Annotated in this window: 8 protein-coding genes and 1 pseudogene; all 9 read left to right on the top strand. The window is 60.8% G+C overall.

Going from position 1 to position 13,874, the window contains the following annotated elements:
* Positions 1-25: 25 nt before the first annotated feature.
* The 9 genes and pseudogenes from LJX92_RS16830 to LJX92_RS16870 all read left to right on the top strand — a co-directional run bounded on the left by LJX92_RS16830 (position 26) and on the right by LJX92_RS16870 (position 13,836).
* Positions 26-2,824: an ATP-binding protein gene (locus LJX92_RS16830; protein ID WP_148853605.1), complete on the top strand. Its 2,799-nt coding sequence runs from the start codon at positions 26-28 to the stop codon at positions 2,822-2,824.
* On the top strand, positions 2,811-4,004 hold the full coding sequence (locus tag LJX92_RS16835; protein ID WP_005789591.1) for an EAL domain-containing protein: 1,194 nt from the start codon (positions 2,811-2,813) through the stop codon (positions 4,002-4,004). Before LJX92_RS16830 ends, LJX92_RS16835 begins: the two co-directional genes overlap by 14 nt.
* Before the next feature lie 80 nt (positions 4,005-4,084).
* Positions 4,085-7,258: a hybrid sensor histidine kinase/response regulator gene (locus LJX92_RS16840; RefSeq protein ID WP_032881282.1), complete on the top strand. Its 3,174-nt coding sequence runs from the start codon at positions 4,085-4,087 to the stop codon at positions 7,256-7,258.
* Between the two features lie 23 nt (positions 7,259-7,281).
* Positions 7,282-7,929: a response regulator gene (locus tag LJX92_RS16845; protein WP_032880328.1), complete on the top strand. Its 648-nt coding sequence runs from the start codon at positions 7,282-7,284 to the stop codon at positions 7,927-7,929.
* 197 nt (positions 7,930-8,126) lie between these two features.
* On the top strand, positions 8,127-8,729 hold the full coding sequence (locus LJX92_RS16850; RefSeq protein WP_003192447.1) for a fimbrial protein: 603 nt from the start codon (positions 8,127-8,129) through the stop codon (positions 8,727-8,729).
* A gap of 75 nt (positions 8,730-8,804) precedes the next feature.
* The gene (locus LJX92_RS16855) at positions 8,805-9,545 is read left to right on the top strand and encodes a molecular chaperone (protein ID WP_032880326.1); all 741 of its coding nucleotides are present in this window, start codon (positions 8,805-8,807) and stop codon (positions 9,543-9,545) included.
* Positions 9,546-9,630: 85 nt separating this feature from the next.
* On the top strand, positions 9,631-12,141 hold the full coding sequence (locus LJX92_RS16860) for a fimbria/pilus outer membrane usher protein (protein ID WP_148853606.1): 2,511 nt from the start codon (positions 9,631-9,633) through the stop codon (positions 12,139-12,141).
* Positions 12,142-12,200: 59 nt separating this feature from the next.
* Complete coding sequence (locus LJX92_RS16865; RefSeq protein WP_228308653.1) at positions 12,201-13,037, top strand: 5'-nucleotidase, lipoprotein e(P4) family; 837 nt, start codon at positions 12,201-12,203, stop codon at positions 13,035-13,037.
* Between the two features lie 241 nt (positions 13,038-13,278).
* A pseudogene (locus tag LJX92_RS16870) lies at positions 13,279-13,836 on the top strand (helix-turn-helix domain-containing protein).
* Positions 13,837-13,874: the final 38 nt, after the last annotated feature.

The raw sequence follows: 13,874 nt of genomic DNA on the forward strand, positions 1-13,874 counted from the left end.
AAAGGCCGAGACGTAAAGTCTGCCGATGCGATTGAAAAGTTATCTGCTCCAGATCAACCCCGTCCTCTCCCGACCCGAAGCAGCCAGAAGGCTGCTTCGTATTTTTGCGACTGTGCTGCTGGTAGGCATCCTCAGCGGGGTCTATACCTTTTTGCTGTCGACCTTCAACAACGACATCTCCCAGCGCCGCGGCTACATGAGCAGCGCCATTGCCGAAGCCCATACCTTTTTCACCAACCGCCAAGCCCTGCTCGAAAGCCTGAGCCTGTCGGCAGTGCGCAGGCAGTCCAGGGTCTATCCGTCCTCGGCCGAAGAACAACACCTGGAATTAGGCGACACATCAGGCAACCAGTGGAGCATCTGGCTGACCGCACGCATGCGCGACTACCTCAAGGCCAAACAGCTTAACCTGCTCTATGTCAACGCCGGCCCCACCCCGCAAGTGATGCGCCTTTACGACGCCACCCCGCAGGTATTGCCGATTTCCAAATGCATGCTCAACCGCCTCAAGGCCCTGCAGCACACCGACCCGGCCACGCTTAACGAACTTTGGCTGAGCGATAGGACTGAACAGCACTCGCACCTGTATATCTTCATCCGCCTGGACGAGCGTGATCGCGACTCCGGCTGGCTCGGCCTGGAGATGGATAGCCGTGAAGTCTCCTCGACACTCAGCGACCAGAGCGCCGGTGAGTTCATGATGCTCAATTCCCAGGGCATGCTGGTGTTCACCAACAGCACCGATACACAGTTGAGCCAGCAACACCTGAGGCCCGGCGAAGACAGTTTTTTCGGTTTTGTCGGCAACGGCTGGCTACCCGACCACCTGGTGATTCGCAAACACCTGAAGTCCTCCGAGTGGCAGTTGATGTACTCCATCGACCTGCGTGCGGTGGTCACCGGCTTGTGGAAACAGCTGCTCGGTTCGCTGCTATTCTGCCTGTTCAGCCTGACACTGATCTGGCTGGTGATGCGCCGCGTCGACCAGCGTTTCATCATTCCGTCGATCCATCGCATCCAGGCGTTGATTGAAAGCGAAGCCTTCGGCCGCGATGTGATCCAGACCGCCCCCGTGGCCCTCTGCGTGCTGCGCCGCACCGACGGCCAGGTGGTACTGGAAAACACCCTGGCCCAGCAATGGCTGGGTAACGGGCCGGAGCGCGAGGCGCTGCGCGCCGGCTGGATCGAGCAAGCCTTTGCAAACGGCCCTTCCGAGCGCAGTGACTACTTTGAAACCATCGACGGCCGTCACTTATACCTGAGCAGTGCACCGACCCGCTACAAAGGCGAAGACGTCCTGTTTTGCGCATTCAGTGATATCAGTGCGCGCAAGCAGGTCGAGGCGGCGCTGGAAGAGGCGCGGCAATCGGCGGACGCAGCTAATGCCGCGAAAACCCTGTTTCTGGCGACCATGAGCCATGAAATCCGTACACCGCTGTATGGCGTGCTAGGCACCCTGGAACTGTTGGCGCGCACGCAACTGGATGCGCAACAAAAGGACTACCTGCAGGCGATCGAAGGCTCATCGTCGACCTTGCTGCAACTGATCTGCGATGTGCTGGACGTATCAAAGATCGAAGCCGGGCAGCTGGCACTGGAGATGAGCGAGTTCTCGCCGCTGGACCTTGTGCATGAAATCATCCAGGGCTACGCCGCAGCGGCCCACGCCAAGGGCCTGCAGCTGTATGCCTGCTTCGATCCCAAGCTGCCGGAACGCCTGATCGGCGACGTAACGCGCATCCGCCAGATTCTCAATAACCTGCTCAACAACGCGGTGAAATTTACCGACTATGGGCGCGTGGTGCTGCGGGTCAAAGTGCTGGGCCGCGACGGCGAACGCTCCAGCCTGTTGTGGCAAGTCTCAGACACCGGCAAAGGTATCGCCCAGGAAGACCAGGCGATGATCTTCGAGCCGTTTTACCAGAGTGAAGGCAATACCAATGTGGTTGCCGGCACCGGCCTGGGCCTGCCGATTTGCCAGCGTCTGACGGAGTTGATGAACGGCAATATCCGCATGGTCAGCGAACTCGGCCTGGGTAGCAGTTTCAGCCTGATCCTGCCGTTGGAGGAAGCATCTGTTGCACCGATGACACCGTTGCTGGCCGAGACCATTTACGTGGCCTCGCCGATCCCGGAACTGGCAAACGCGATCGCCGGCTGGTTGCGCCGTTGGGGCGCAAGGGCCCAGGCCGGCTTGCCGACGCTGGCGGACACGCATCTGCTGTTGCAAGTGCACCCCGGCAGCGTCGACCCGTTGCTGGTGCCCGAGTGGCCCGGGCCGGTGATTCACGTAAGCAGCAACGCCTGCCCCGGCGTAGAAGCCGACGCCGGCGCCTGGCACGTCAACCTCAACCACCTGGGGGCTATTCATCAGGCCGTGAGCCAGGCGCAAGGGCTATGGGTGGCCCGCGCCGATGAGCAAACGCACCGGCGGGACCTGAACAAACTCAACCTGCACCTGCTGGTGGCCGAGGACAACATCATCAACCAGCTGATTTTGCGTGATCAACTCGAAGAACTCGGCTGCACCGTGGAGCTGGCGGCCGACGGTCAGCAAGCGTTACAGCTCTACACCGCCGGCAATTTCGACGTGGTGTTGACGGATGTGAACATGCCCCATATCAACGGCTATGAACTGGCGCGTGAACTGCGTCGACAGGGCTGCACGTTGCCGATTATCGGGGCCACCGCCAACGCCATGCGCGGCGAGGCCGACCTGTGCCTGGCCGCCGGCATGAACCATTGCCTGGTCAAACCCTTTGCGTTGCGGGCTCTATTCAACTCCCTGGCGCCTTATGCACGGATCCCCCATGAAGCCCCTTAGTATTCTGATTGTCGAGGACCATCCCCTGCAGCATATCTACCTGCAGAACCTGCTCAGCGAGTTGGGAGATTTCCTGCTCGAAACCGCCGAGGATGGCAAAGAAGCGCTGGAGCGCCTGCGCCAGCGGGACTTCGACCTGGTACTGACCGACCTGCTGATGCCCGGCATGGACGGCGTGCAGTTTATCCAGTGCCTGGCCAGCCTGCGCTGCAAACCGGCGTTGGCGATCATGAGTGCGGCGTCACGGCGCATGTTGATGGGAGCCAGCCTGGTGGCGAAAAACCTCGATGTGGAAGTGATCGGGTTGATCTCCAAACCCGTGAACGCCGAGGCCTTGCGCACTCTGATCGACCAGCTCAGAAACAAGGTGCGCAAGCCCGCCCCCGAACTACCCGAGCACATGGACATCGACCGTCACACGCTGGTGCAGGCCATGAGCAGCGGCCAGTTCCAGGCCTGGTTCCAGCCGAAAAAATCCCTGGCCAACGGCCGTATCGTCGCCGCCGAAGCCCTGGTGCGCTGGATGCACCCCGAGCAAGGCGTGATGCTGCCTGCCGCGTTCCTGCCGGCGATCAAGGCGTTCGAACTGGAGGAGCGGCTGTTGTGGCTGGTGCTCAAGCAAGCGATCCACGCCCAGGAACACTGGCGCCAGCGCGGCTATGAAATTCCAGTGTCGATCAACCTGCCGACCCACTTGCTCAACAGCCATGACCTGGCAGACCGTTTGCTGGAGTTCGTGCTGCACCACAATGGTATCCCGGGCATGATCTGCTTTGAGTTGATGGAGTGTTCGGTGCCGCAGGACATCAGCAACTTCTACGCCGGCGCCTGCCGATTGCGGATCAAGGGGTTCGGTTTGTCCCAGGATGATTTCGGCAAGGGCTACAGCTCCTACCTCAATCTGGTGTCCACGCCCTTTACCGAACTGAAGATCGACCAGGCACTGGTGCAGGGCAGTCACGACAACGAAGGCATCGCCCAGGCATTGGCGAGCATTATCGCGCTGGGCCGCAAGTTGGGTCTGACGGTGGTCGCCGAGGGCGTGGAAACCCCGCAGCAATTGGCGCTGCTGCGCAAAATCGACTGCAATCAGGTGCAGGGTTTCCTGATCTCTCACGCCGTGTCTTCGGACCAATTTCAGCAACTACTGAACAATGATGGCCCCGCGACATCTCACTAGCTGGCGGCCCCGGATTACTTGCCCTTTAAAGGAGTAAGCAGCATCCAGTGCCGATTTTTCCTGCGCCTGCGGACCCCCTGATGAAGCACAACAACGCGATCCTCGAAGCCTTTACCCGCAGCTCATTGCGCCTGAACAAGGGCTTGATGGTCCTGATGGGAATTGCTTTGCTACTGGTACTGACCAATTACTGGTCTCTGCAAAGGGGCGTCGAAATCCGGTACGGCGCCATGCGCTTTCACTTTGCGCGACTGATGGAAAATCTCTCAGATCAGCAAACCTACCTCAAGAGCCTGACGCATCCCGGCATCCAGGCCGAACTGCTGCACGCCACCCACGTGCAGATCAGCCTCAAGAGCCGCATGGTCGACAACCGCCGCACGTTGTACGAAGGCCAGAAGTATTCGTTTTCGGTACCGTTCAGCATCAAGTTCGATGAACAGCAGATCGGCGCCGCCGCCAGACCGCCGATTTTTGCCCTGGGCGCGCACCTGACCAGTTACTACAGCGCCTTCTGGTCCTCGTCGCCGTACGAGGCGCCGCAAACCTTTCTGCTCAATCGTCAGGCGAACTACACCATCACTGTTCCGTCCGTGGGCTATCAGCACCGGGAAAGCCCCGAGGATACCGACAACCCCGTGGCGCGAGTCAACGCTGTGCAGCAAATCCTCGCACAGACACCGCAGCCGCTTGAGCAGAATCGGGTGTATTGGCAGGCCGGACCCGAACCCGAATATTTGCTGGCCTACATCGGCCTGCCACTCGACGCACAGGGCCAGGCAGTGATCGGCACCCTGCTCGACGTGTCGCAGGTCGACGATGTACAGCGCGCATTGAATCACTCGGCGTTTGATCGCTTCACCCTGATTGGCCCTGACGGCAGCCGGTTGATCGGGCCTACCATCCAGGCGCAGCTCAGCGACGGTGTGCATTTCACGGCCAACGGCATTGAATTCAAGATAACCCAGGCCGGCGACCAGCCCTGGAGCGCGGTCTATGGCCTGAACTACTCGCACTTCTTTCACTCCGCATTGTGGCCGTTGAGCACCTTGGCTTTGCTGCTGTTCAGCCTGATCACCCTGGGTTGGGCCGGCAGTCGCTGGTATCGGCGCCAGGTGATTACGCCGGCGCAACTGGCTCACGAACGCATTGCCGAAAGCGTGGCATTCAGCCGCGTGATCATCGACACCGCCCCCACCGGGTTATGCGTGGTGCGACGCAGCGATGGCAAGGTGTTGATCGAAAACCAGCGGGCCCAGCAATGGCCGGGTACCGCACGTTTGGTGGCGGCCATGGCCGGTAAGCACGACATGGCTGAGAGCGGAGAAACGCATCTGGAGATCGAGGGCCGGCACCTGCAGATCGGCTTTGTGTCGACCCGCTATCAGGCTGAAAACGTGCGCCTGTACGCTTTCAACGATATTACCCGGCATATCGAAGATGCCCAGTCCCTGGAGGAAGCGCGTCACGCCGCCGATGCGGCCAGCGAGGCCAAGACGTTGTTCCTGGCAACGATGAGCCATGAAATCCGCACGCCGCTGTATGGCGTGCTCGGCACCCTCGAATTACTCGGTCTGACGAACCTTGACCCACACCAGAAGGCCTACCTTCACACCATCCAGCGCTCGTCCGCCACGCTGTTCCAACTGATCAGCGATGTGCTGGATGTCTCGAAGATCGAGTCCGGGCAAATGGCGATAGAAGCTGTGGAGTTCTGCCCGCTGGACATGCTCGAAGACACCCTGCACACCTACGCCGCTTTCGCCCAGCGCAAGGGGCTGCAGCTCTATAGCTGCATTGACCCGCAGTTGCCGGACTGCGTGATGGGCGACCCGATGCGCATCCGCCAGATTCTCAATAACCTGGTCAGCAACGCGATCAAATTCACCGATTTCGGGCGCGTGGTGATTCGTGCCAGGGTGACGGGGCGCGACGCCAATCATGTCGACCTGCAATGGCAAGTCACCGACTCGGGCGTAGGCATCCCCGAGGCGCAGCAGGCCAAGCTCTTCGATGTGTTCTACCAGGCGCCGGACACCGCCAGCGAAGGTGGCGCCGGGCTTGGCCTACCGATCTGCCGGTGGCTGGCGCAGATGATGGACGGCGAGATCCGTGTGGTCAGCGAGCCTGGGCTGGGCAGCAGCTTTACGTTGAAAATGCGCCTGCCGCTGTGTGGCGGCACACTCACCAACCTGCCGCTGATCGAACCCAGCCCGACGCCGGTATACGTACAGGCACCGGTACGCGAACTGGCGCAGGCGATGAGTGACTGGCTCAACCGCCTAGGCATTACCGCCGCCCTGGCGGCGACCACCCAAGACAAAGACAACCACCATGCAGTGCTGGTGGACCTGTTGCCCAGGGAGCCCGCCAGGCCATGGGTCGGCCAGCGCGTGCTGTGCCTGCCGGGTGCGCACAGCCCGCCGCTGCACACGGCGCAAGGCTGGGTGGTGGATCTGCACGACGTACGCGCCCTCGCCGCCACCGTGTCACTGGCGCAGCATGGCAAGCATGAGCAGCCGACGCCGACCCGACCACAAAGCGCGGGGCGGTTGGGGCTGCGCATCCTGGTGGCCGAGGACAACCCGGTCAACCAGGCGATCATCAAGGAGCAGTTGGAGGCACTCGGTTGCTCAGTGAGCCTGGCCGCCAACGGCGAGCAGGCGTTGCAATTGTGGCAACCCCAGGCTTTCGACCTGGTACTGACCGACGTGAATATGCCGTTGATGAATGGGTACGAGCTGGCCAGAATCCTGCGCGAACATGACCCTCAGTTGCCGATTATCGGCGTGACCGCCAATGCGATGCGTGAGGAAGGCGTGCGTTGCCTGGCGGTGGGCATGAACGCCTGGATCGTCAAGCCCTTGAGCCTGCAAACCCTGCGTGGCCAGTTGATCAAGCTGTGCAAGGTCCAGCCCCCGGTTGAGCCTGCCGCGTCGGTATTCGACGACAGTGTGCAACTGTCGGACAAGATGCGCCCGCTGTTCATCAGCAGCGTGCAGCAGGACATACAGCGCATCGGTGTGGCTCTGGCACAGCGTGATACCCGCAACCTCGGCCAATTGCTGCATTCGATCGCCGGCGCCCTGGGTGCTGTTCAGGCCCTCAGCCTGGCCCAGGCGTGCATCGAACTGGAAAGCGCCCTTGACCGCGGCAGCCTCGACACAACGCTTGAGCTCAAGGTGAAGACTGTGATGCGGCGTCTGTCGGCCGTTCTGGAGACTCTCCAGCCCGGGCATTCTTCACTCACTTGAACTGGCACTACGGACGGCCCTTTATGAAAAAATTCAACGTGGTAATCGCCGACGATCACCCGATCGTGTTGCTGGGCGTTCGCGAACTGGTAGAGCGTGACATGCGCTTTCAAGTCGTCGGCGAGGCCGTGTGTTCGGCCGGCCTGATCGAGCTGTTGCAGCATCAAGGCGCTGACATCGTGATTACCGACTACAACATGCCGGGCGACTCGCCTTATGGCGATGGCCTGAAGCTGGTGGAGTACCTGAAACGACACTTCCCGCAGGTACAGATCCTGATCCTGACCATGATCTCCAACCACCTGATCCTCACCCGCCTGCAAGAGCTGGGCGTGGTCGGCATCATCCAGAAAAGCCAGTTGCATACCGAGATTCAACTGGCACTCAAGGCGATCGCCCAGGACAGCGACTATCGCAGCCTGGAGCCGCCAAAGACCTCGGTGATAGAGACCCTCACGGCAATTGACGAGCGCTTTACCAGTTTGTCGCCCAAAGAGTTCGAGATCCTGCGCCTGTTTATTTCCGGCATGAGCGTGAGTGACATTGCGCGCCGCCAGAACCGAAGTTCAAAGACCATCAGCGCACAAAAGATATCGGCCATGCGCAAACTTGAAGTCAGCAGCGACCAGGATCTACTTGCTTATTGCCTGGAACGTAACATCTTCAACTAACGCATAACTTGCAAGCCATTCCTGGACAATGGCTTTGCCCTTTATTCTCAAGCCTTTCACCGCTGCAACAGCACAAATAACCTGCCCACGCCAGCGCTTATAAGAATCGTCTTATTCGCTCCCGCCGCCTCGTCGCCTACTCTTTGCTCGCAGTTCAACAACAGCAAACTTTTCAACTAACACTTACGGACATCATCATGAAGAAGTTTTCCCTGGCTGTGATCGCCTCGGCCATTATCGCCGCTTCCGGCAGTGCATTTGCCGTGGATCCTGCTCCGACGCCAACCCTGGGCGGCAGCGGTAAAATCACCTTCACCGGCGTCATTAATAATGATGCCTGCTCGGTGGACGGCGCCAACTCCGACCGCACCATTTCGGTGGACATGGGCAACGTATCGATCAAGGACATGGGCACCGCGGAAAACCCGACCGCAGGTCGCGTGACCGCCAAAGACTTCAACCTGAACGTCAACTGCAACCAGGGCACCAAGGTCGCCATGATCTTTGACGCCAACAACGGCGGTTCGGGCCTGGTCACCGGCAAAAAGGTACTGGCCCTGAACCCGGGTTCGGCCACTGCACAAAACGTCGGTATTGCCCTGCTCGACAGCAAGGGCGGTCTGATCGACCTCAGCTCGCCAAGCACCGCACGCATTGAAAGCACCATGCACGGTGCCGGTACTGAAGGCGGCGACGCCACCCTGAGCTTCGCGGCCGCCTACGTCACCACCGCAGCGGCGGGCTCGTCGACCGCCGGTCGCGGTGACGCCACCCTGCCGTTCATCCTGCAATACGAATAATTCGGCGCCCCGGGCACCGAACGCGCGAGGCCTTGCGGCCTCGCCATTGTCTTCTGATTACACCGGATAACCCTCATGCCGCCTCGTTCTATCGCCGCATGTCTGGGGCTGCTGGGCTTGCTCATGGCTACCCAGGCCGCCGCCAGCATTTCATTGAATGCCACCCGTATCGTGTTTGACGGTGACCACAAGGAAGCCAACATTACCGTGCGTAACGGTAACCAGGATGTATTGATTCAATCCTGGGTCGACATGAACGATGCCCGCGCCAGCCGCGCGCCGTTTGCCGTCACCCCGCCCCTGGCGCGGGTATTTGCCAAGGAACAACAACTGCTGCGAATCCTGTACGAAGGCACCGGCATGCCCACGGACCGCGAGTCGGTGGTGTGGCTCAACGTGCAGGAAATCCCCAAGGCCAGCGAAGCCGAGAACACTTTGCAGTTGGCTATACGCCAACGGATCAAGATTTTTTACCGCCCTGCAGGCCTCACCGGCAGTGCGCTGCAAGCCCCTGCGCAGCTTGAATGGACGCTGGTCAAACACGGCAGCCAAACCCTGTTGCAGGTGAAAAACCCGACGCTGTACCACGTGTCCATGGCCGACATCAAAGTGCAGGCGGTATTGGCCAGCGACTCCACCATGATTGCGCCAGGCGAACAAAAACAGTTTGCGCTCAGTGCTCCAGTTGCCAGCGGGCCGGTGCAGTTGTCGTTTTCCAGCATCAATGACTACGGCGCGCAGAATCACTACAGCGCGCCGCTGTCCAGCGGCACTGCGCTACCGGCGCATGCGACTGAATCGCGCCTCAACCCCTAAGCACTTTCGCTAACCCACAGGCTCACTTCGCGTGCGTGTTTGCGTGCCCGGCTGTCCGTCAATCAGGGATGTCATAGGTCTTCGCATGTCCTTTCTTTCCAGCAACAGGCCCGCACGTGGCGTACTGAAGTTGAAGACGCTGTCGCTGGCGATTGCCGCCAGTCTGCCCGGCCTGGTCATGGCCGATGACGCTACGGAAACCTTCAATACCACCTTCCTGCAAGGCTCGCAGTCACCGGTGGACTTGCAGCAATTGCTCTCGGCCAACAGCGTGCTGCCGGGCAATTACCGCGTCGATTTGTACAGCAACGAAGTGCTGGTGGGCCGACGCGATATCGACTTCAAGCGCAACCCGAAAAACGGCCGCGTCGAAGCCTGCCTGACCCTCGACCTTCTCAAGCAACTGGGTATCGACCTGCACCGTTTGCAGGCCGAGGGCAAACTTGACCCGCAGCAGCCGCAGGACTGCTACGCCCTTGCCGACATGATCGAAGACGCCAGCGTGCGCTACGACAGCAGCCGTCTGCGCCTGCTCGCAAGTATCCCGCAGGTGGCAATGCAGCGTGGCTTGCGCGGGTATGTCGACCCACAGTTGTGGGACGACGGTGTGCCCGCCGCCTTCATCAACTACCAACTCAACAGCAGTCGTACCGCCGGCGACTACAAGACCCGCATCGCCAATAACCTGGGCCTGCGCAACGGCATCAACCTGGGGGCCTGGCGCCTGCGCAACGAGTCGAACCTGAGCGGCGGCACCGATCGCTCGAACACCTTCACCAGCAACCGTACTTACTTGCAGCATGACGTCACCGCGATCAAGGGCCAATTCAGCGCCGGTGAAATTTTTTCCGACACCGATTTGTTCGACAGCGTGCGCTATCGCGGGGTAAAGCTGGCTTCCGACGACGGCATGCGCGCCGACAGCGAGCGCGGCTACGCGCCGGTGATCCGCGGCGTGGCGCAGACCAACGCGACGGTTGAGATCCGCCAGAACGACTACATCCTCTACACCGCCAACGTCGCGCCAGGCCCGTTCGAGATCAACGATATCTACCCCAGCGGCTCCAACGGTGACCTGCAAATCACCGTGATCGAAGCCGACGGTACGCGGCGGGTGACGATGCAGGCGTTCTCCAGCCTGCCGATCATGGTGCGCGAAGGCCAGGTGAAATACAGCGTCTCGGCGGGCACGTTCAAAAGCAATGCCGATGGCCTGGCAACCCCGCGTTTTTTTAGCGGTACGCTGGCTTACGGCTTGACCAGCAACCTCAGCGGGATTGTCGGTGTGCAAGCCAGTGAGGACTACAGCGCGCTGTCGATCGGCGCCGGCCGGAACACCTCGTTCGGTGCGTTCTCCCTGGATACCACCCATTCGTCCAGCAAGGCCCAGGGGCGAACCTCCCAGGGCAGCAGCGTACGCGCCTTGTACGCCAAGACCTTTGCCGGCACCGATACCAACTTCACCCTGGCCGCCTATCGCTACTCCACCGAGGGCTATCGCACCCTCACCGACCATGTGGAAGACAGCAGCGAAGACCTGCGCGTACGCACCGGCCACTCGAAAACCCGCACCGACCTGACCATCAACCAGAGCATCGGACGCAACAGCGAATTCGGCAGCCTGTATGTGAACGCCAGCGACCAACGCTACTGGAATCGCGGCGGCTCCCAGAGCTTTTCCGCGGGCTACACCGGCAACTGGGGCGACCTGAGCTACAACCTTGGCGTGACGCGCACCAAGCAGATCGTCACCTGGGGCGAGCCGAGCAGCGACACGCAGGTGAACCTGTCGGTGTCTTTCCCGCTGGGCAGCCAGGCCCGCGCGCCACGAGCGTTTGTCACCACCAGCCACCAACGTGGCGACACCACCACCCAAGCGGGCATCAACGGCTACGTGGCCGACACCAGCGACACCTTCTATTCGGTGCAGGCGGGCCACAGTGACACCAGCGGCGACTCAGGCTCGGTGAACATCAACAGTCGTACCGCCGTGGCAGACGTCAGCCTCGGTTACAGCCAGGGCCAGGGCTACAACTCACAGAACTTCAACCTCGCAGGCTCCGTGGTGGCTCACGCGGGCGGCGTCAACCTGGGGCAGACGGTAAGCGAGACCTTTGCCCTGGCCGAAGTACCAGGCGTCTCTGGGGCCAAGATCAGCAGCTACAGCGGGGTGGAAACCGGCTACAACGGCTATGCGGTGGTGCCCACTGCGCAACCCTACCGGGTCAACTGGATCAGCCTGGACACTCGCGATCTGGGTGGCGACGTGGAAATCACCAACGCCACCCAGCAGCTGGTGCCGCGCCGTGGCGCCATCGTGGTGGCGCATTACAGCGGCACCACCGGGCGGCGGGTGTTGTTTGAGTTGTTTGATGCACAGCATCAACCGCTGTCGTTTGGTGCCTCACTGGAAGACGCCAATGGCAAGCAGTTGGCGATTGCCGACCCCAATGGTAATGCCCTGGCGCTGGTGGAAGAGGATCAGGGCACACTGATCATCAAGTGGGGTGAACAGCGTTGTAGCGCGAGCTATGCGCTGGCACCACAGAACAAGGCGTTGAACTACGAGCGCCAGGCACTGGTGTGTACGCCTTGATTGTGCGGGGGAATGCGCTACTGTGCCGACCACGCACCCATCCTCCGCGAGATTTGCCCATGCGTAACCTGTTCCTTGCCAGTGCCTGCCTGCTGACCACCGCCCTGGCAGGCTGCCAGCAAACACCCCCGGCCAACGACCAACTCGATGCAGTGCTCTGGACCCAGACGTCCATCGAGCACGAGATGATCTACCGCCAGCTCTTCGCCAACGCCACCCGCCAACTCGATGTAGCGCTGGCCGACCCCAGCTGGGACGCACTGCCTTTGCCTGAGCGCAAGCTGGCCGGCCTGCCGCCGGCGGTGATCGTGGATATCGACGAGACCTTGCTGGACAACGTGCCGCTCAACGCTCGCGACATCGTCAACAATCAGATCTATTCCTACGATCGTTGGAATACCTGGGTCGCGCAGGCCAAGGCTCAGGCACTGCCGGGTTCCGTGGCGTTCCTGCAAGCGGCCAGGCAAAAAGGGATCAAGGTGTATTACCTCACCAACCGCGAGCACAGCCAGGTCGCGGCCACCGCTGAAAACCTGCGTTTGCGCGGCTTTCCGATAGAGAGCAACGCACAGATCCTGGCGGCCAGCACGCCTACCGGCCACTGCGAAAGCGCCGGCTACGGCAAGAACTGCCGTCGCCAGTGGGTCGCCAGCCAAGCCCGCGTGTTGTTGATGGCCGGTGACTCGCTGGGAGATTTCGTGCAGGCCGAACACAACACCCTGGCTGCGCAGCGCAAGGCCGTCGAACCCTATGTGAACTGGCTGGGGCAGCGCTGGTTCCTGCTGCCCAACCCGAGCTACGGCAATTGGTACAGCGCGCCGTATGGGGATGATGAAACCTTACCGTTTGTCCAGAAGCGCAAGCTCAAGCAGCAGGCTTTGTTGTTGCAGCAATAAAGAGTAGCCATGTGGAAGGGGGCTTGCTCCCGATAGCAGTGGTTCAGTCAACACATGCAGTGACTGACAATCCGCTATCGGGAGCAAGCCCCCTCCCACATTGGATCTGCGTATCAGGAGCGATCAACACTTCAGCCCTGAGGCTTGGTGTGCCAACCCGAGGGCCGTTCATCCCACTCATTTGCACCGCTGCCCTCTTGTCATCACACTCGTCATCCACCCGTCGACTCAGGAATCGCAGATGCCTCACTCCTTGCTCAAGCCTGCCTTGCCCGGCGTTGCGCTGCGGCGATGGCGTTTGCTGCACCGCATCAAGCAAAGTCATGCAGCGCAGTTGTTCAACGTCACGCAATCGACTATTTCGCGCTGGGAAAGTGGCGTACAAGCGATGGATCCGGCTGCGCACCAACAGCTTGAGCAGTTGTTGGCAGCCCGACTTGATGCAGCCGCCGATCAGGCATTGGCCCGGCTGGTCAGCGAGAGTTCGCAAGCGATGCACTTGGTGTGCGACCTGACGCACCGCCTGCTCGCGTGCTCGCCCTCCCGCGCACGCCAGTTCAGCAGCCCGCTCGCCGAGCTTATGGGCCAGTCGTTGTGGCGCTTCGCAACGCCGCAAATCCAGCTGATCGAAGCCAGCCTGGAGCATACCGGCTAGCGTGAAACCCAGGCACCACCGGCCCTTGAATTCACCACTGGAAGCAACGACTCCAATCTCGTGCCCATACGCCCAAGCCTGTGTCGCTGGACACGCATGACCCTGAGCGATGGCAGCGCAGCACGCCTGGTCGAGACACTCTGAAAGCCCACCGCGCATATTTTATGCGTGGACGATCTGCG

Source organism: Pseudomonas sp. HN8-3 (assembly GCF_020790195.1).
GTDB lineage: Bacteria > Pseudomonadota > Gammaproteobacteria > Pseudomonadales > Pseudomonadaceae > Aquipseudomonas > Aquipseudomonas synxantha_A.